This is a genomic window from Prevotella rectalis (genome assembly GCF_900607215.1).
GTDB classification, from domain to species: domain Bacteria; phylum Bacteroidota; class Bacteroidia; order Bacteroidales; family Bacteroidaceae; genus Prevotella; species Prevotella brunnea.
This window is the reverse complement of the sequence record NZ_LR027822.1, coordinates 185,120-203,605: the sequence shown is the minus strand read 5'-3', so window position 1 is coordinate 203,605 and position 18,486 is coordinate 185,120. Positions and strand designations below refer to the sequence as shown.

Here is an 18,486-nt window from a genome sequence, read left to right as displayed (position 1 = left end):
TTCTTGATATCCACATAGGTGATGATACGCGCTATATGGTTGATACCGCCCTTCCTGAACACCACCACCTGCTCACGATATTCCATCAGCCCATCCTCGTTCATATCCATGCAGTCTGCCAACACCTCGTATTTGAGATTTTTCTTCATCTTGGTGACATAGACGACGTTCCTCTCGGTCAGTTCCTCAAACTTTTCATAGTTAATATATGCACGATCCAGGGCAACGATTTCATCATGCTTGAAATGGCTGGGGGCGAGCATGAAGGAATCGTTGGTAGCGGCAGAGGTGAACTTCACGTCACAGTGAACTCCCTCGTTTGCATGAATGACGGAATGCACTTTTATGCCACCCTTCTTCTTTCCCGTCTTAGGATGACGGCCCACGCCCTTGAAGATGACGTTAGAGAACAGGGTTATCGTGGTGGAATCGATGATTCTCAGACGTTTTACCCATTCCTCCGTACCATTGCGTCGGCTGTCCGAAGAAAGTTTGTCCTTATTGGACTCGTAAAGGTCGTGATACACGTCCTCAAAGAATTTCTCCGAGCGTCTGGCGTTCGCGTCTGACAGGGTACTGCGCTTAGGAACCCTGTCCATGCCTATGTGATGAAGCTTGCGCACCTCAGCCGTCATTGCCGCCTCTATCTCGCGCAGGGAGTCGAAGCGCATGATGACTGCATACATCATCGTAAGAAGATGGGTGAAGCCATCAAAGGTCTTCACATACCGCTCACCGCCGTTCCGACGGCTTATTTCAACTTGGTCGAGAGATTTTATCAGCTGACCATATACCGGCTGTCCGAAGAAATGTGTACTTTTGCCCATGTTATCTGAGTTTGGAAACAAAAGCAAAGATAACAAAAAGGGCTGATACCTCGTGAGAAGTGTCAGCCCTAATTCATAAAAAATGTGGGATGTTTAGCGGACAGTAATAATATTTTTTCCGAAACAAAGATAAGAAAAAGGGGCTTACACACTTTTATAGGACAGTACCATATGCTGATCGCTTTTATGGAATTGCTAAAAAAAACTATTGGGGATTTGTGGCATTGATAATAATTTCGTACTTTTGAACTCAACTTTTAAAACAATTGATTAATAAACCAAAGACTATGAATGAAAATTTTACCAATGATGGCATGGGACAGAATGGGAGTGCAGGCAATGTAATGCCTCCGAAACCTAACAATAACCTGATATTTGCCATTTTTACAACTATTTGTTGTTGCTTGCCTTTGGGCATTTATGCGATTATCTTGGCAAATAAGGTGAATACCTATTATATGACCAATCAGTACGAGTTGGCTGTGGCAACTGCCAATGACGTGAAGAAATGGTGCTGGATAGGAGTTATCATTTCCGTGGTATGCAATTTAGCCTATTTCGGCATTTTTGGTTTTGGCTCTCTTGCGGATCTCCTTAATCAGTAAGGGTTGAGAAAGATCGCCTTTTTGCTGTTGGGGGCAATTGCAATTGGCAGCTTTTACTTTCTGTTAAATCCTGCTCAGTATCGGTTGTCCCCAAAGTGTCCCGTTAAGTTGCTAACGGGTTACAGCTGTCCGGGTTGCGGAGCGCAGCGGTTTTTGCATGCTGCACTTCACGGCAATTTCGGAGAGGCTATCTCTTACAATTATTTCTTGTTGCTTGCACTGCCCTATTTGCTGGTTTTGTGCTTGCTTTGGGTGCTACCCATAGGAAAATGGAAGTCAAAATGGGGCAGGATAGCGGAACACCGGTATGTTGTTTGGACCTATATCGTGATTTTTTTTGTTTGGTTGGTTGTACGTAACGTATTGCATATATAAAATTTCAAAAGCCTTACAACTATGAACACAATTCAAGTGGAACAATTACTGGCAGTAAATGGCGGAAAAATCCCATTTGAGGCATGGGAACTTGTGAAACGCAGCTTGATGGAAATGGACCTCCACACGGCAAATCTACGATTTTCGATGATGAAAGATCCTACGATTTCCATCATCTTGTCGATTCTTTTGGGGCAATTGGGAATTGACAGATTCTACATCGGTGATATCGGATTGGGAGTTCTGAAACTGATTACTTGTGGTGGTGCCGGTATATGGTGGATTGTTGACTTGTTCCTGATCATGAATGAGACCCGAGCGAAAAACCTCCGACTGTTGCAAACCGGATATTCATATTAAAAATAGGAGCTCACACTGGTTTGCGAGGATTCTCGCGAAAGGGACGTGCATCGTTGGAATCTTTCCACTACAACCTTTAAAACGTCGCGAAATTTGCATTTATCCGATAAATATTTGGTAGTTAGGAAAATAAACTGTAATTTTGCACCGCTAAAGTTGGCACATGCCACTTTGTAAATGTTTAACAATTAAATAATTAAAACAAAAAGCATGATTATTGTACCGGTAAAGGATGGTGAGAACATCGAAAGAGCTCTCAAAAAATTTAAGAGAAAGTTTGAAAAAACAGGTGTCGTAAAAGAACTTCGTTCACGTCAGCAGTTTGACAAACCTTCTGTTAAGAGGCGCTTGAAGATGGAACGCGCCATCTATGTACAGAAGCTTCGTGATGCGGAAGAATAAAAAATCGCGTAGAATTTGGTAGTTCAAAATAATTTCCGTAAATTCGTTGCCAATAACCAATTATTCGTGACGTGTTGAGGATTGAGGATTTCTTGAATTATTTATTGTTGGAGCGAAATAGTTCACTGTTGACGCTAAAGAGCTACAGTGGGGATTTGAAAGAGTTTCAGCTGTTTTTCAAGACTATCGAAAAATCCCTGACATGGGAAGTGATTGATTCGGATCTCGTTCGCGATTGGATAGAATCCATGATGGATAAAGGCATGAAAGCTACTTCCGTCAATAGGAAGCTGAGTGCTCTGAGAACATTCTATCGTTATGCCTTGAAAAGAAAACTGGTGCAAAACGATCCTACTTACGGCATACAAGGACCTAAACGGGAGAAACCCTTGCCACAGTTTCTTAAAGAGTCGGAAGTGAACGAACTACTCGACTCGAAGGAATGGACAGATGACTACAATAGCGTTCTCGCACGTACCATCATCCTGACATTCTATACTACGGGGGTTCGCTTGGCGGAATTGGTCGGACTGGATGACAGTGATGTTGATTTTGACTTGCGAGAACTCAAAGTTACGGGGAAGAGAAACAAACAGCGCATCATTCCTTTCGGCGACGAACTATACATGGCGCTTAAGGCGTATATGCGTAAACGAGATGAGGAGATTGACAAGAAATCGGCAGCCATATTCCTTTCGGAAAAAGGAAAACGCGTAGCAAGGTCACAGATTTACGCAATGGTTAGACAGAGCTTGTCGTCTGTCTCTACACTTCAAAAACGCAGTCCACACGTACTTCGACATACGTTTGCGACAGCCATGCTTAATCACGATGCCGGTTTGGAGAGTGTGAAAAAATTGTTGGGACATGAGCGATTGACGACCACCGAAATCTATACGCATACAACGTTCGAGCAATTGAAAGAAGTCTATAAACATGCCCACCCACGGGCTTAACCTTTCAAAAAAAGGAGGCAAATATGGAAATTAAAATTCAAGCAATTCGTTTTGACACTACCGAGAAGTTGGAAGCCTTTATTATTAAAAAGGTAGAGAAGTTAGAAAGAACTTACGAGGAAATTCAGAAAGTTGAGGTGCAATTAAAGGTAGAGAAACCTGCGACAGCATTAAATAAAACAACCAGCCTTACGGTAACAGCTCCGGGAAGCCACTTATATGTGGAAAAGACCTGCGATACGTTCGAGGAAGGCGTTGATTTATGCTTGGACGCAATGAAGGTACAACTTACCAAGGTAAAAGAAAAACAAAGAAATTATTAAAAAAAATCCTTTTTTCTTGGAGGATAAAAAATAAAGCATTACCTTTGCAGCCGTTTTACGACAAGTGGAAACGCAAGTGGCCGAGCGGCTGCAATTGCCTCTTTAGCTCAGTTGGCCAGAGCACGTGATTTGTAATCTCGGGGTCGTTGGTTCGAATCCGACAAGAGGCTCCACTACGAGAAAACAATATAGATGATAAGGGTAGTTTCCAGAGTGGCCAAATGGGGCAGACTGTAAATCTGCTGCTTCTTGCTTCGGTGGTTCGAATCCATCACTACCCACTCGATAAAAGAAACATCTAACCTTCGACTCCCAATATGGGCAAGAGATAGTTTAGATAAACATGCGGAAATAGCTCAGTTGATAGAGCACTAGCCTTCCAAGCTGGGGGTCGCGGGTTTGAGCCCCGTTTTCCGCTCACGGTTTTGCTGTAATAGCTCAGTGGTAGAGCACTTCCTTGGTAAGGAAGAGGTCCTGAGTTCAACTCTCAGTTACAGCTCTACAATCTTATCTTAGTAAAAGATAGAGAAAAACAAAGATAATTCATTTATATAAATAAAATAAAAAGCTATGGCAAAAGAGACATTTCAGCGTACCAAACCGCACGTTAATATTGGTACAATTGGTCACGTTGACCACGGTAAGACTACTTTGACAGCTGCCATCTCTAAGACTCTTCACGATAAGGGATTTGGTGGTGAAGATGCTAAGTCTTTCGATCAGATTGATAACGCTCCTGAAGAAAAAGAGCGTGGTATTACCATCAACTCTTCACACATTGAGTACGAAACGGAAAAGCGTCACTACGCGCACGTAGATTGTCCGGGACACGCCGACTATGTAAAGAACATGGTTACTGGTGCTGCTCAGATGGATGGTGCCATTCTTGTAGTAGCTGCTACCGACGGTCCTATGCCTCAAACTCGTGAGCACGTTCTGCTCGCTCGTCAGGTGAACGTACCTCGTTTGGTTGTGTTCTTGAACAAATGCGATATGGTTGAGGATGAGGAAATGCTCGAGCTCGTTGAAATGGAAGTTCGTGAAATTCTTGACCAGTATGAGTTCGAGGAAGATACTCCTATCATTCGCGGTTCCGCTCTTGGTGCTTTGAATGGCGTTGAGAAATGGACAGATAAGATCATGGAACTTATGAATACCGTTGATGAGTGGATTCAAGAACCTCCTCGTGCTACTGACAAACCGTTCTTGATGCCTATTGAAGACGTATTCTCTATCACGGGTCGTGGTACTGTTGCTACAGGTCGTATTGAAACAGGTGTTATCCACGTAGGTGATGAAGTAGAATTGCTCGGTCTCGGCGAAGATAAGAAATCCACTGTAACCGGCGTTGAGATGTTCCGTAAGATTTTGGACGAAGGTCAGGCAGGAGATAACGTAGGTTTGCTTCTCCGTGGTATTGACAAAGAAGAAATCAAACGTGGTATGGTTCTTTGCCATCCGGGTCAGATTAAGCCTTTCAAGAAATTCAAGGCATCTGTTTATATCTTGAAGAAAGAAGAGGGTGGTCGCCACACACCATTCGGTAACAAGTATCGTCCTCAATTCTATCTCCGTACCATGGATTGCACCGGTGAAATTACATTACCGGAAGGCGTTGAAATGGTTATGCCGGGTGATAACGTTGAAATCAAGGTTGAGCTTATCTATGCTGTTGCCTTGAACACAGGTCTGCGTTTCGCTATTCGTGAGGGTGGTCGTACGGTAGGTTCCGGTCAGATCACTGAAGTTTACGAAGACTAATCACATACATCATATATAGAGTTTCCAAAATATGGAAACTCTATATACGGGTTTAGCTCAGTTGGTAGAGCACTGGTCTCCAAAACCAGGTGTCGAGGGTTCGAGTCCTTCAACCCGTGCTAAAGAAAGATAATATGTTTAAGAAGATAGTAAATTACTGCAAGACTTGCTACGACGAACTTGCGCATAAGACCACATGGCCTACACCTGCTGAACTTACACACACTGCAATGGTTGTATTATCTGCTTCCCTTGTCATTGCTTTGATTGTGTTCGTTTTTGATTTTATATCACAGCATGTGATGGATTTTGTCTATCCGGGTTAAAAGTTTAGGAAAAATGGCTGAAACAGAAAAGAAATGGTATGTTCTTCGTGCTGTTAGTGGCAAGGAAGCAAAGGTGAAAGAATACATCGATGCTGAGTTGCGACAGAACAGCAAACTTGCGCAGTATGTCTCAGAGGTTTTATTGCCCACCGAGACACACGCAACCATGCGCAATGGCAAACGTGTAGTTTCCGAGAAGTTAAGTCTTCCCGGCTATGTGCTTGTTCAAGCCATTATGAATTCGGAAGTTGCTTCCAAACTCCGGTATATGCCTAATGTACTTGGATTCTTGGGTGGAATGTCCGAACCTACTCCCGTTCGTCAGTCCGAGGTTAATCGCTTGCTGGGTAATGTGGAAGAATCCGAATTGGAAGATATTCAGAACATCCCATACGAAGTAGGCGAATCTGTGAAAGTTACCGACGGACCTTTCAGTGGTTTCCATGGTATCATTGAAGAAGTGAACAATGAGAAACATAAGCTGAAGGTGATGGTGATGATTTTCGGACGTCAGAATCCTTTGGAGCTGAGTTTTATGCAAGTCGGAAAAGAAGATTAAAGTATTGTTACGAATACCTCTTCTTTTATAGTAATCAATTTTAAATATTAACAAAAGAAATGGCTAAAGAAGTTGCTGGATTAATCAAATTACAGATTAAAGGTGGCGCTGCAAATCCTTCCCCTCCCGTAGGACCTGCACTGGGTTCCAAGGGTATTAATATCATGGGATTTTGCAAGGAGTTCAACGCCCGTACCCAGGATAAAGCTGGAAAAGTACTACCAGTTGTCATCACTTACTACACCGATAAGTCTTTCAGCTTTATAATCAAGACTCCTCCCGCAGCGGTTCAGTTGCGCGAGGCAGCAAAGATTAAGAGCGGATCAGGCGAGCCTAACCGCAAGAAAGTCGCTTCCGTAACCTGGGATCAGGTCAGAGCGATTGCAGAGGACAAGATGACAGACCTCAACTGCTTTACGGTTGAGAGTGCTATGAAACTTGTAGCCGGTACTGCACGTAGTATGGGTATCACTGTAAAAGGTGACTTCCCTGGTAAATAATTTTAAACTTCAAAAGTAGAAATGAGTAAACTGACAAAAAATCAGAAATCAGTAGCTGAGAAGGTTGAAACAGGGAAGGCATACACTTTGGAAGAGGCTTCAAAATTGGTAAAAGAAATTACCACTACTAAGTTTGATGCTTCTCTCGATATTGATATCCGTCTTGGCGTGGATCCTCGCAAAGCTAACCAAATGGTTCGCGGCGTGGTAACATTGCCTAACGGAACGGGAAAAGTAACGCGTGTGCTCTGTCTCTGTACTCCTGATCAGGAGGCTGCCGCTAAGGAAGCCGGTGCTGATTATGTTGGTCTTGATGAATATATTGACAAGATCAAGGGCGGATGGACAGATGTTGATGTTATCATTACGATGCCGTCTTGCATGGGTAAGGTAGGTCCTTTAGGACGTGTGCTCGGACCTCGCGGTTTGATGCCTAACCCGAAGAGCGGTACTGTGACTATGGATGTTGCTAAAGCAGTTAAGGATGTTAAATCAGGTAAAATTGACTTCAAGGTTGATAAGGCGGGAATTATCCACACATCAATTGGTAAGGTTAGCATGACACCTGAACAGATTTATGGTAACGCGAAAGAATTTATTTCAACCGTTATCAAGTTGAAGCCTGCTGCTGCTAAAGGTACATATATTAAGAGTATCTTTATTTCAAGCACAATGAGTAAGGGTATCAAGATTGATCCTAAATCAGCTGAGTAACTCTAAAAGTTTTGTAAGATGAAAAAAGAAGTAAAAGATACGATTATCACTGAACTCGGTGAGAAGCTGAAAGAATATCCTCATTTTTATCTTGTAGATGTTACAGGGTTAAATGCTGAGGCTACCAGTGCTCTCCGTCGAAAGTGCTTCAAGAGTGAGATAAAAATGGTTGTTGTGAAGAACAAACTTCTTCACAAGGCATTTGAGGCTTCGGATGTTGATTATGAACCTCTGTATGGTTCTTTGACAGGTAACACTGCTGTGATGTTTGCACAAACAGCAAATGTTCCCGCAAAACTCCTAAAAGATTATAAGAAGGAAGGAATTCCAGCTCTAAAGGCAGCTTATGCTGAAGAGACAATCTTTGTGGGGGCAGATAAGCTCGAAGAACTTGCAGCTCTCAAGAGCAAGAATGAACTCATTGGCGACGTTGTGGCATTGCTGCAATCTCCTGCGAAGAACGTTCTTTCAGCTCTACAATCAGGCGCAACCACCATTCATGGTGTGCTTAAGACTTTAGGCGAGCGTCCGGAATAATCTTAATAAAGTCATTAGTTACAGTTTTTTAAAGATAAAAATTAAAATTTAGAATAAAAATGGCAGACGTAAAAGCTATTGCAGAAGAGTTAGTAAATCTTACTGTTAAAGAAGTAAATGAGTTGGCAACAGTCCTGAAGGACGAGTATGGTATCGAGCCTGCTGCTGCAGCTGTTGCAGTTGCTGGTCCCGCAGCCGGTGCAGCCGGTGCCGCTGATGCTGCTGCTGAGAAGACAGAGTTTGACGTTGTTCTCACTGAAGCAGGTGCAAGCAAACTGAAGGTAGTTAAGGCTGTTAAAGAGGCTTGCGGTCTCGGCTTGAAAGAGGCGAAAGACCTCGTTGATGGTGCTCCTTCTACATTGAAGGAAGGCTTGTCTAAGGACGAAGCTGAGAACTTGAAGAAAGCTATCGAGGCAGAAGGTGCTAAGGTAGAATTGAAGTAATTCTCATAGCAGATGTTGTTCATGGCGTTGTCATTGACTAACGTTATGCGCAATGTATAGAAATTCGGTTAGGATTTGCTAAGTAGGCAGGTCCTAACCTTTTTGTGTCTTTCGACAATTATTCGGATTTAATCCGATAGGTGTATTTCAAGTTACACTTTATTTTCAATTTTAATTTATGGCAACAGAGAATAAACCCAGAATAAACTTCGCCAGTGTTCAGAATCCGTATCCTTATCCGGATTTTCTTGATTTGCAATTGAAGTCGTTCCGCGATTTCTTGCAATTGGATACTCCACCGGAGGAACGTAAGAATGACGGTCTCTATAAGGTATTTGTAGAGAATTTTCCCATTACCGATACACGTAACAATTTTGTTCTTGAATTCTTGGATTATTATATTGATCCGCCTCGCTATACCATTGAGGAATGCCTTGAACGTGGACTGACTTACAGCGTCCCCTTGAAGGCTAAGATGAAATTGTATTGTACGGACCCGGATCATGAGGATTTCGGAACCTTTATACAGGACGTGTTCTTAGGTACTATTCCCTATATGACCACTAATGGCACTTTCGTAATTAACGGTGCTGAACGAGTTGTTGTTTCCCAACTTCATCGCTCTCCGGGGGTATTCTTTGGACAAGGCGTACATGCCAATGGTACTTTACTTTATAGTGCTCGTATCATTCCGTTCAAAGGGTCTTGGATAGAGTTTGCTACGGATATTAACAATGTCATGTATGCGTACATCGATCGTAAGAAGAAGCTACCTGTTACAACAATGCTCCGTGCGATTGGTTTTGAAAGCGATAAAGACATTCTTCAGATTTTTGACCTTTGCGAGGAAGTTAAGGTCAATAAGAAGAATATGAAGGCGGCTATCGGAAGAAAGCTTGCCGGCAATGTAATGAAAAGTTGGAACGAGGATTTCGTTGATGAAGATACGGGTGAAGTGGTGTCCATCGAAAGAAACGAAGTCGTTGTGGAACGTGAGTCTGAAATCAGCGAGGAGAACATTGGGGAAATACTTGAGAGTGGAGTATCTTCCATTCTTTTGCACAAAGACGAGGAAATTGCGAATATGTATTCCATCATTTTCAATACACTCGCTAAAGATCCAAGCCACTCTGAGATAGAGGCTGTTAATTACATCTACCGTCAGTTGAGAAATGCTGATGCTGTTGATGATGCCAGTGCACGGGAAGTCTTCCAAAACCTCTTCTTCTCCGACAAACGTTATGATTTAGGTGAAGTTGGGCGTTATCGCATTAACAGGAAGTTGGGGCTTGACACAGACATGGATGTACGTGTCTTGACCAAAGATGATATCATTGAGATTATCAAATATCTCATCAATCTTGTCAATTCAAACGCTACGGTTGACGATATCGACCACTTGTCGAATCGGCGCGTACGTACCGTGGGTGAGCAGTTGGCAAACCAATTCTCTATTGGTTTGGCTCGTATGAGTAGAACCATTCGTGAGCGCATGAATGTTCGCGATAACGAAGTGTTCCAGCCAACCGACTTGATTAATGCCAAGACCATATCCAGCGTTATCAATTCATTCTTTGGAACCAATCCGCTGAGTCAGTTCATGGACCAGACCAATCCTTTGGCTGAAGTAACACATAAACGTCGCCTCTCTGCATTGGGTCCCGGTGGTCTTTCTCGTGAACGTGCCGGTTTTGAGGTACGTGATGTGCATTATACGCATTATGGTCGTCTTTGCCCGATTGAATCTCCTGAAGGACCTAACATTGGTTTGATTTCCTCTCTTTGCCTTTATGCGAAAATAAATGAACTTGGCTTTATTGTAACACCCTATAGAAAAGTAACGGATTCAAAGGTTGATCTTGACAACGACCATGTTGTTTATATGACAGCTGAAGAAGAGGAGGATTTGCCTGTAGGACAGGGCAATGCTCCTTTGAATCCTGATGGTACATTTATTCGTAGTTATGTGAAATGTCGTCAGGATGCCGACTATCCCGTAGTTGAACCTCACGAGGTGTCGCTGATGGATGTATCTCCTCAGCAGATCGCTTCCGTTTCGGCAGGATTGATTCCTTTCTTGGAACATGATGATGGTCACCGTGCTCTCATGGGCTGTAACATGATGCGTCAGGCTGTACCTTTGTTGCACAATGATGCTCCAATCGTTGGAACAGGATTGGAACGACAGGTATGCGAGGATTCTCGTACCATGATTACGGCAGAGGGAGATGGCGTGATAGAATATGTTGATGCCACTACCATTCGTATTCTTTACGACCGTACCGAAGAAGAAGAATTCGTAAGTTTTGAGCCGGCATTAAAGGAATATCGTATTCCTAAATTCAGAAGGACGAACCAAAACATGGTTGTCGATCTTCGTCCCATCTGCGATAAAGGTCAGCGCGTGAAGAAGGGCGACATCCTGACGGAAGGTTACGCAACGGAAAACGGCGAGTTAGCATTAGGTAGAAATCTGCTTGTTGCCTATATGCCATGGAAAGGTTACAACTACGAGGACGCTGTGGTAATCTCAGAGAGGATGGTTCGTGAGGATGTACTGACTTCAGTCCATGTGGATGAATATTCCCTGGAGGTTCGAGAAACAAAACGCGGTGTAGAGGAGTTCACTTCCGATATACCCAATGTAAGTGAAGAAGCCACAAAGGACCTTGATGAGAACGGTGTCATTCGGGTTGGTGCACGCGTAGAACCGGGTGATATCATGATTGGTAAGATATCACCAAAGGGAGAGAGCGATCCTTCGCCGGAAGAAAAACTGCTAAGAGCCATCTTTGGGGATAAGGCGGGGGATGTTAAGGATTCTTCGTTAAAAGCCAATCCGTCTTTGAGCGGTGTGGTCATTGATAAGAAACTCTTCGCTCGTGCCGTAAAGACTCGTGAAAGCAAACGCCGAGATAAAGAAACACTTAAAAAACTTGACGAAGAGCAAGAAGCAAAGAATAAAGACCTAAAGGAGTTGCTGGTAGATAAGCTTGTCCTACTTACCAAGGATAAGGTGTCGGCAGGAATAAAGGATTATTCCAATGCTGAAATTATTACGAAGGGCAGTAAATTCACCATCGCGATGTTGATGAACCTTGATTATGAAGGCATTCAATCTAATGGATGGACGGATGACGAACATACCAATTCTTTGATTCAGCAAGTCATCATGAATTACATCCGCAAGTTCAAGCAGATGGACGCGGAATTGAAACGTAAGAAATTCTCCATCACCATTGGCGATGAACTACCGTCGGGAGTGTTGCAGATGGCGAAGGTATATATCGCGAAAAAACGTAAGATTCAAGTTGGTGATAAACTTGCGGGTCGTCATGGAAATAAAGGTATCGTTTCTAAAGTGGTTCGTGTGGAGGATATGCCTTTCTTGGAAGATGGTCGTCCGGTAGATTTGGTCTTGAACCCAATGGGTGTGCCATCGCGTATGAACCTCGGACAGATTTTTGAGGCTATCCTTGGCGCAGCCGGGAGTAAGTTGGGAATAAAGTTTGCTACTCCAATCTTTGATGGAGCTAAATTGGAAGAGTTGAAAGAATGGACGGATAAGGCAGGCTTGCCAAACCTCTGTTCCACTTATATTTATGATGGTGAAACCGGAGAACGTTTCGACCAGCCGGCAACAGTAGGCATGACCTACTTCTTAAAGCTCGGTCATATGGTAGAAGACAAGATGCACGCACGCAGTATTGGTCCGTATTCTCTTATAACGCAACAACCTCTTGGAGGTAAAGCACAGTTTGGTGGTCAGCGTTTTGGAGAAATGGAGGTTTGGGCGATCGAGGCATTTGGCGCATCGCATATCCTTCAAGAGATTCTTACCATTAAGTCGGATGACGTTGTTGGACGTTCCAAGGCTTATGAAGCAATTGTCAAGGGCGAGCCCATGCCTACGCCGGGTATTCCGGAATCGCTTAACGTGTTATTACATGAACTCCGCGGTTTGGGCTTGAGTGTTAAACTTGACTAATACGAACACCTCAAAAATTGAAGAATAATGGCTTTTAAGAAAGATAATAAGGTTAAGAGTAATTTCAACAAAATTACAATAGGACTTGCTTCTCCTGAGGAAGTTCTTGAGAATTCCTATGGTGAGGTAACTAAGCCTGAAACAATAAATTATCGTACCTATAAACCGGAACGCGATGGTTTGTTTTGTGAGCGAATATTTGGTCCGACAAAGGATTACGAGTGTGGTTGCGGTAAATATAAGCGTATCCGATACAAGGGAATTGTCTGCGATCGTTGTGGCGTAGAGGTAACAGAAAAGAAGGTTAGACGTGAGCGTGCCGGTCATATCGAACTGGTTGTTCCCGTTGCTCATATCTGGTACTTTAGAAGCCTTCCTAACAAGATTGGCTATCTGTTGGGACTTCCCACCAAGAAATTGGATTCGGTAATCTATTATGAGAAATATATCGTCATCCAACCCGGTGTCGTTGAAGGAATGAAAAATGCCGATACGGACGAAGAACTGAACGGATCTCATAAATTCGATCTTATCTCCGAAGAGGAATATTTGGACATTCTTGACAACAGACTACCCGAGGGGAATGAGCGATTGGATAATTCCGATCCCAAGAAATTCATTGCGAAAATGGGCGCAGAGGCTGTTTATGACCTTTTGGTTGGGATAGATTTGGATCATCTTGCCGGTGAACTTCGCGACCGTGCCACTACGGATTCCAGTCAGCAGCGCAAGACAGAGGCTCTGAAACGTTTGCAAGTGGTGGAAGCTTTCCGTCAATCGGAAGGAATTAATCGTCCGGAATGGATGATAATGAAGATTATCCCCGTAACACCCCCCGAACTGCGTCCTTTGGTTCCGTTGGATGGTGGGCGTTTTGCCACATCCGACTTGAACGATCTCTATCGAAGGGTTATCATTCGTAACAATCGTTTGAAACGCCTGATTGAGATTAAGGCTCCCGAAGTAATTCTTCGCAACGAAAAGCGTATGCTTCAAGAAGCCGTCGATTCTTTGTTCGACAATAGTCGCAAATCGTCAGCCGTAAAGAGCGAGAGCAATCGCCCATTGAAGTCGCTTTCCGATTCACTAAAAGGTAAGCAAGGACGTTTCCGTCAGAACCTCCTTGGTAAGCGTGTGGATTATTCGGCTCGTTCGGTTATCGTTGTTGGGCCGGAATTGAAGATGGGCGAATGTGGTCTTCCCAAACTCATGGCGGCAGAACTTTACAAGCCGTTTATTATTCGTAAACTCATCGAGCGAGGTATCGTGAAGACCGTGAAGAGTGCTAAGAAAATTGTAGATCGTCGCGAACCGGTTATTTGGGACATCTTGGAAAACGTTATGAAGGGACATCCCGTACTCTTGAACCGTGCTCCTACGCTCCACCGCTTGGGTATTCAAGCTTTCCAGCCTAAGCTGATAGAGGGAAAAGCCATACAGCTTCATCCATTGGCTTGTACGGCATTCAATGCCGATTTTGATGGCGACCAAATGGCAGTACACCTTCCTTTAAGTAACGAAGCAATCCTTGAGGCGCAAGTCTTGATGCTCCAGAGTCATAATATTTTGAATCCTGCCAATGGTGCACCTATTACCGTCCCATCCCAAGATATGGTGCTGGGTCTGTATTATATCACCAAGTTCCGTCCGGGTGCACAGGGTGAAGGCTTATGCTTCTATGGCTCTGAAGAGGCGATAATCGCTCATAACGAAGGTCGTTGCGATTTGCACGCAAAAGTAAAGGTTGTCGTTGACGACCTTATTGATGGAAAACTTCAAAAACATATGGTTGAAACCTCCATCGGTCGTGTGATAGTTAATCAGATTATCCCGACAGAGGTAGGCTACTTTAACGATATCATTTCCAAGAAATCACTTCGCGGTCTCATTGCCGAGGTGATTAAAGCCGTTGGTATGGCGCGTGCGTGTGCTTTCCTCGATGGTATCAAGAACTTGGGTTATCGCATGGCTTATACCGCCGGTTTATCTTTCAACTTGGGAGATATTATCGTGCCCGAAGAAAAAGTCGATATTGTCGGTAAAGGGCAGGCAGAAGTCGATCAGGTGAAGGCGAATTATGAAATGGGCTTCATCACCGATAAAGAACGTTACAATCAGGTGATTGATGCGTGGACACACGTGAACAACAAACTGAAACAGAGCGTTATGAAACACATGGTTGAGGACGATCAAGGCTTCAACGCTGTCTATATGATGCTTGATTCGGGAGCTCGTGGTTCTGCCGACCAGATTGCGCAGCTGGCAGGTATGCGAGGCTTGATGGCAAAGCCACAGAAGGCAGGTGCCGAAGGAGCACAGATCATTGAGAACCCTATCCTTTCAAACTTTAAGGAAGGTATGTCGGTGCTTGAATACTTCATCTCCTCGCATGGTGCTCGTAAAGGTCTTGCCGATACGGCTATGAAGACAGCCGATGCAGGATACTTGACGCGTCGTTTGGTGGATGTTTCTCACGATGTGATTATCACTGAAGAAGATTGCGGTTCACTTCGCGGTTTGGAATGTCGGGCATTGAAGAACGGCGATGAGGTCATTGCTTCTCTTTTTGAGCGCATTTTGGGGCGTGTCTCCGTTCACGATGTCATCCATCCTACCACGGGAGAACTCATTGTTGCATCGGGTGAGGAGATTACGGAAGAGAAAGCCAAGATGATAGACGAGTCTCCGTTGGAGATGGTGGAGATTCGTTCTGTTCTTACTTGTGAGAGTAAGCGCGGAGTATGTCAAAAGTGTTATGGTCGCAACCTTGCTTCTGCGCGCATGGTACACTTGGGCGAAGCAGTCGGAGTTATTGCCGCACAAGCTATTGGTGAGCCCGGAACACAGCTGACGCTTCGTACTTTCCACGCCGGAGGTGTAGCCGGAAACGCCGCAGCGAACGCTACCATCACCTCAAAGAATGATGCCAAAGTGGAGTTTGATGAACTTCGCACCGTTCCTTTTGTTGACGATGAGGATAAAGCCTGCCAAAAGGTAGTAAGCCGCTTGGCTGAAATTAGGTTCATTGATCAGAATACCGGTATTGTGCTTTTGACGGAGAGCGTTCCTTATGGTAGCACACTCTATTTCAAGAATGGTGATAAGGTGAAGAAGGGTGATCTTATCTGTAAGTGGGATCCGTTCAATGCCGTTATCGTCAGTGAATATGCAGGTGTGCTTCGGCTTCACGATGTCGCTGAAGGTCTTACCTACAAGGCGGAAACCGATGATGCTACCGGCTTGACCGAACGCATCATCACCGAATCTCGCGACAAGGGTAAAGTGCCCACTGTGGATGTCGTTAAGAAAGGCGCGAAGAAAGGTGCTAATGGCGTTTATGAGGATAAGGATATTCTCGGAACTTATAACCTTCCGGTGGGCGGACACCTTGAGCAGATTGTGCGCGATGGTGCTGAAATCAAGACCGGAACAACGCTTGTAAAGATACCGCGTTCTGTTGGAGGCGCAGGCGATATCACCGGTGGTCTTCCACGTGTTACCGAACTCTTCGAAGCGCGTAATCCATCCAATCCTGCCGTGGTTTCAGAAATCGATGGTGAGGTGGCAATGGGTAAAGTGAAGCGTGGTAATCGTGAGATAATTATCACTTCAAAAACCGGTGAACAACGCAAGTACCTCGTAAGTCTGTCCAAACAGATACTTGTTCAGGAACATGATGCCGTTCGTGCCGGAACCCCACTTTCAGATGGTGTCATTACACCGGCAGACATTCTTTCTATCAAAGGTCCTACCGCCGTACAGGAATACATCGTTAATGAGGTTCAGGACGTGTATCGTTTGCAGGGTGTGAAGATAAACGACAAACACTTTGAGATTATCGTGCGTCAGATGATGCGTAAAGTTCGCATAGAAGACCCGGGCGATACCACGTTCCTTGAACAAGAGTTGGTTGATAAGCTCGACTTCTCCGAAGAGAACGATAGAATATGGGGCAAGAAAGTGGTTATCGATGCCGGCGACTCGGAAAATTGTTACAAGGGACAAATCCTATCCGTTCGCAAACTCCGCGATGAGAATTCCAGCCTGAAGCGTCGCGACCTCAAGTTGGTTCAAGTGCGCGATGCCGTTCAAGCCACAGCCACCCAGATGCTGCAGGGTATCACTCGTGCCGCTTTGGGTACGAAGAGCTTCATGAGTGCCGCTTCCTTCCAAGAGACAACCAAGGTGCTCAACGAAGCCGCTATCCGGGCTAAGAGCGATACATTGGATGGTATGAAGGAAAATGTAATCTGTGGTCATCTTATTCCTGCGGGAACCGGACTTCGTCAGTGGCAACGACTCGTTGTCGGCTCAAAAGAAGATCATGTGCGTATGGAGGCCAATAAAAAGAACGTTCTCGACTTCACCGATCAAGATGGTAACGAAGTCGAAGAGGAATAAATCTCTATACTTTTGAATAAAAAGAGGACATGCCTATGGTATGTCCTCTTTTTTTCAATCCTTTTTCGGAATGAGGCGTAACTCTATATTCGCATTGGGAATGGACGTGTAACCGTTTTTTTAATGGAACATTGCAAAAGGTAATCTGCGAATTGTTATGCGCTTTGTTCACAACCGTGATATTGACAGTGCCCGGGAGGTTGATTTTCTTGCGTGCGAACATTGTACAGAGATACACGTTTTTTTTACTTGCGTCCAAGTAAGCACACTTTAATCATTTCCTTTCATTTTCTACGTCTTGTTGTTGGCTTATGATCTTTTACGTGGAAAAAGATGATGATGTTTTCTTGTTGCTTTCCCTTATTTACATTAACTTTGCATCAGTTAAATCAATAATCAAAAGAAGAAATGGAAAATAACAATCAAAAACCACAAGGTCAGCAGTTGCAAATAGATTTAAGTCCCGAATTGGCAAAAGGTGTTTATACCAATTTTCAAATCATTTCCCATTCCAGTTCGGAATTTGTGATAGATTTCGTAACCATGCTTCCGGGCATACCCAAGGCTTCTGTTTCCAGTAGGGTGGTGATGGCCCCCGAACACGCTAAACGCTTGTTGGGCGCGTTACAGGAGAATATCATCAGATACGAAGCGGAATTTGGTAAAATAAATATCCCTAACCAACAACCACGCACAATAGCCCCCTTCGGTGTAAACAAGGGCGAGGCGTAATAATGGAAAAAGCCAAACTAATCAGATTCCCCCTGTTTATTTTTGGGGATGGTCTGTTTGCTCGTTTTTATCCATGGTGTCCTAAATATTTTTAGAGAACTCACGATGCGTTGCATCCGATCATGCGACTTGACGTGTCGTGCTCCAATGCCGAACAGCACCCGGCTCCTCATGTTTTCAATTCATGTTTAGACGGTGGAAAACAGATTCTTGTTACCGAAAAAAGCGACCCGACCATCGCTGCGAAATAATATGACAAAAACAACATTCGGATAGCATTTCGTAACCTTCTGATAATCAATGTGATATTGATTATGATCTAAAAGGTGAGCTTTTGCACTTCAATTCATGACCTATTGCATTGCAAAAGGTCAGCTTTCGGAACGTGAAAGTTAAGCTTTGTACTGATAGAATGAAAATATTGTCTTTTCCTGAATTCACTTGTCAGATCTGACGATGTATTTCTGTTTTACTTGTCAAATATTTTCTTATTTACTGAATGACTTGACATTAACATTATATAGTTTAAATTTGAAGTCAGTGCACTTGCATAAAAGAAGATGGACAACACCTAAGTTCCGTCATATTTTCGGCAAGGTCTTAGGGGGCTCGATGCCCCCTGGGACCTTTGGTGAAGATGGCATAAGACCGTCGTTCGCCATATTTTCGGCGTTCCA

At 44.0% G+C, this 18,486-nt stretch carries 17 protein-coding genes and 5 tRNA genes; 21 read left to right on the top strand and 1 reads right to left on the bottom strand.

Features of this window, described 5'->3' with window-relative positions; genetic code table 11:
• The coding region (locus E0E16_RS09290; RefSeq protein WP_130830628.1) for a DUF4372 domain-containing protein at positions 1-827 on the bottom strand (827 nt) is incomplete at its 3' end.
• Positions 828-1,114: 287 nt separating this feature from the next.
• Between E0E16_RS09290 and E0E16_RS09285 the strand changes: the two genes are divergently transcribed.
• The 21 genes from E0E16_RS09285 to E0E16_RS09185 all read left to right on the top strand — a co-directional run bounded on the left by E0E16_RS09285 (position 1,115) and on the right by E0E16_RS09185 (position 17,809).
• The gene (locus E0E16_RS09285) at positions 1,115-1,432 is read left to right on the top strand and encodes a CD225/dispanin family protein (RefSeq protein WP_130830080.1); all 318 of its coding nucleotides are present in this window, start codon (positions 1,115-1,117) and stop codon (positions 1,430-1,432) included.
• Positions 1,433-1,435: 3 nt separating this feature from the next.
• Entirely contained in the window at positions 1,436-1,807 is a 372-nt protein-coding gene (locus E0E16_RS09280) for a DUF2752 domain-containing protein (RefSeq protein ID WP_130830079.1), read from the top strand.
• Positions 1,808-1,828: 21 nt separating this feature from the next.
• Positions 1,829-2,167 (top strand): TM2 domain-containing protein, encoded by a 339-nt coding sequence (locus E0E16_RS09275; protein WP_130830078.1) that lies wholly within the window; start codon positions 1,829-1,831, stop codon positions 2,165-2,167.
• A 210-nt stretch (positions 2,168-2,377) separates the two neighbouring features.
• Positions 2,378-2,569 carry a 30S ribosomal protein S21 gene (rpsU, locus tag E0E16_RS09270; RefSeq protein ID WP_130830077.1) on the top strand — a complete coding sequence of 64 codons (192 nt, stop codon included), beginning with the start codon at positions 2,378-2,380 and terminating at the stop codon, positions 2,567-2,569.
• A gap of 71 nt (positions 2,570-2,640) precedes the next feature.
• Positions 2,641-3,525: a tyrosine-type recombinase/integrase gene (locus E0E16_RS09265; protein ID WP_130830076.1), complete on the top strand. Its 885-nt coding sequence runs from the start codon at positions 2,641-2,643 to the stop codon at positions 3,523-3,525.
• Positions 3,526-3,548: 23 nt separating this feature from the next.
• Entirely contained in the window at positions 3,549-3,848 is a 300-nt protein-coding gene (gene hpf / locus E0E16_RS09260; RefSeq protein WP_130830075.1) for a ribosome hibernation-promoting factor, HPF/YfiA family, read from the top strand.
• Between the two features lie 96 nt (positions 3,849-3,944).
• A tRNA-Thr gene (locus tag E0E16_RS09255) sits at positions 3,945-4,021 on the top strand.
• 26 nt (positions 4,022-4,047) lie between these two features.
• Positions 4,048-4,129: transfer RNA gene (locus E0E16_RS09250), tRNA-Tyr, on the top strand.
• A 64-nt stretch (positions 4,130-4,193) separates the two neighbouring features.
• A tRNA-Gly gene (locus E0E16_RS09245) sits at positions 4,194-4,266 on the top strand.
• Between the two features lie 9 nt (positions 4,267-4,275).
• Positions 4,276-4,347, top strand: a tRNA-Thr gene (locus E0E16_RS09240).
• Between the two features lie 71 nt (positions 4,348-4,418).
• Positions 4,419-5,609 (top strand): elongation factor Tu, encoded by a 1,191-nt coding sequence (tuf, locus tag E0E16_RS09235; RefSeq protein WP_130830074.1) that lies wholly within the window; start codon positions 4,419-4,421, stop codon positions 5,607-5,609.
• 46 nt (positions 5,610-5,655) lie between these two features.
• Positions 5,656-5,728 (top strand) — tRNA-Trp (locus E0E16_RS09230).
• 15 nt (positions 5,729-5,743) lie between these two features.
• Positions 5,744-5,935 carry a preprotein translocase subunit SecE gene (secE, locus tag E0E16_RS09225; RefSeq protein ID WP_130830073.1) on the top strand — a complete coding sequence of 64 codons (192 nt, stop codon included), beginning with the start codon at positions 5,744-5,746 and terminating at the stop codon, positions 5,933-5,935.
• Between the two features lie 13 nt (positions 5,936-5,948).
• The gene (gene nusG, locus E0E16_RS09220) at positions 5,949-6,494 is read left to right on the top strand and encodes a transcription termination/antitermination protein NusG (protein ID WP_130830072.1); all 546 of its coding nucleotides are present in this window, start codon (positions 5,949-5,951) and stop codon (positions 6,492-6,494) included.
• A gap of 59 nt (positions 6,495-6,553) precedes the next feature.
• Positions 6,554-6,994 carry a 50S ribosomal protein L11 gene (gene rplK / locus E0E16_RS09215; protein WP_130830071.1) on the top strand — a complete coding sequence of 147 codons (441 nt, stop codon included), beginning with the start codon at positions 6,554-6,556 and terminating at the stop codon, positions 6,992-6,994.
• Positions 6,995-7,015: 21 nt separating this feature from the next.
• Positions 7,016-7,708 (top strand): 50S ribosomal protein L1, encoded by a 693-nt coding sequence (rplA, locus tag E0E16_RS09210; protein ID WP_130830070.1) that lies wholly within the window; start codon positions 7,016-7,018, stop codon positions 7,706-7,708.
• An 18-nt stretch (positions 7,709-7,726) separates the two neighbouring features.
• On the top strand, positions 7,727-8,245 hold the full coding sequence (gene rplJ, locus E0E16_RS09205) for a 50S ribosomal protein L10 (protein ID WP_130830069.1): 519 nt from the start codon (positions 7,727-7,729) through the stop codon (positions 8,243-8,245).
• A 59-nt stretch (positions 8,246-8,304) separates the two neighbouring features.
• Entirely contained in the window at positions 8,305-8,688 is a 384-nt protein-coding gene (gene rplL / locus E0E16_RS09200) for a 50S ribosomal protein L7/L12 (RefSeq protein ID WP_130830068.1), read from the top strand.
• A 178-nt stretch (positions 8,689-8,866) separates the two neighbouring features.
• Positions 8,867-12,676 carry a DNA-directed RNA polymerase subunit beta gene (rpoB, locus tag E0E16_RS09195; protein ID WP_130830067.1) on the top strand — a complete coding sequence of 1,270 codons (3,810 nt, stop codon included), beginning with the start codon at positions 8,867-8,869 and terminating at the stop codon, positions 12,674-12,676.
• A gap of 27 nt (positions 12,677-12,703) precedes the next feature.
• A complete protein-coding gene (gene rpoC / locus E0E16_RS09190; protein WP_130830066.1) occupies positions 12,704-17,077 on the top strand; it encodes a DNA-directed RNA polymerase subunit beta' in 4,374 nt (1,457 codons plus the stop codon).
• Between the two features lie 408 nt (positions 17,078-17,485).
• Entirely contained in the window at positions 17,486-17,809 is a 324-nt protein-coding gene (locus tag E0E16_RS09185; protein ID WP_130830065.1) for a DUF3467 domain-containing protein, read from the top strand.
• The last annotated feature ends 677 nt before the right edge of the window (positions 17,810-18,486 follow it).

Excerpts from the sequence above, each read along its gene's own strand:
- E0E16_RS09285 (WP_130830080.1), top strand. The coding sequence starts at position 1,115 with ATGAATGAAAATTTTACCAATGATGGCATGGGACAGAATGGGAGTGCA.
- E0E16_RS09275 (WP_130830078.1), top strand. The coding sequence starts at position 1,829 with ATGAACACAATTCAAGTGGAACAATTACTGGCAGTAAATGGCGGAAAA.
- rpsU (WP_130830077.1), top strand. The coding sequence starts at position 2,378 with ATGATTATTGTACCGGTAAAGGATGGTGAGAACATCGAAAGAGCTCTC.
- hpf (WP_130830075.1), top strand. The coding sequence starts at position 3,549 with ATGGAAATTAAAATTCAAGCAATTCGTTTTGACACTACCGAGAAGTTG.
- tuf (WP_130830074.1), top strand. The coding sequence starts at position 4,419 with ATGGCAAAAGAGACATTTCAGCGTACCAAACCGCACGTTAATATTGGT.
- secE (WP_130830073.1), top strand. The coding sequence starts at position 5,744 with ATGTTTAAGAAGATAGTAAATTACTGCAAGACTTGCTACGACGAACTT.
- nusG (WP_130830072.1), top strand. The coding sequence starts at position 5,949 with ATGGCTGAAACAGAAAAGAAATGGTATGTTCTTCGTGCTGTTAGTGGC.
- rplK (WP_130830071.1), top strand. The coding sequence starts at position 6,554 with ATGGCTAAAGAAGTTGCTGGATTAATCAAATTACAGATTAAAGGTGGC.
- rplA (WP_130830070.1), top strand. The coding sequence starts at position 7,016 with ATGAGTAAACTGACAAAAAATCAGAAATCAGTAGCTGAGAAGGTTGAA.
- rplJ (WP_130830069.1), top strand. The coding sequence starts at position 7,727 with ATGAAAAAAGAAGTAAAAGATACGATTATCACTGAACTCGGTGAGAAG.
- rplL (WP_130830068.1), top strand. The coding sequence starts at position 8,305 with ATGGCAGACGTAAAAGCTATTGCAGAAGAGTTAGTAAATCTTACTGTT.
- rpoB (WP_130830067.1), top strand. The coding sequence starts at position 8,867 with ATGGCAACAGAGAATAAACCCAGAATAAACTTCGCCAGTGTTCAGAAT.
- rpoC (WP_130830066.1), top strand. The coding sequence starts at position 12,704 with ATGGCTTTTAAGAAAGATAATAAGGTTAAGAGTAATTTCAACAAAATT.
- E0E16_RS09185 (WP_130830065.1), top strand. The coding sequence starts at position 17,486 with ATGGAAAATAACAATCAAAAACCACAAGGTCAGCAGTTGCAAATAGAT.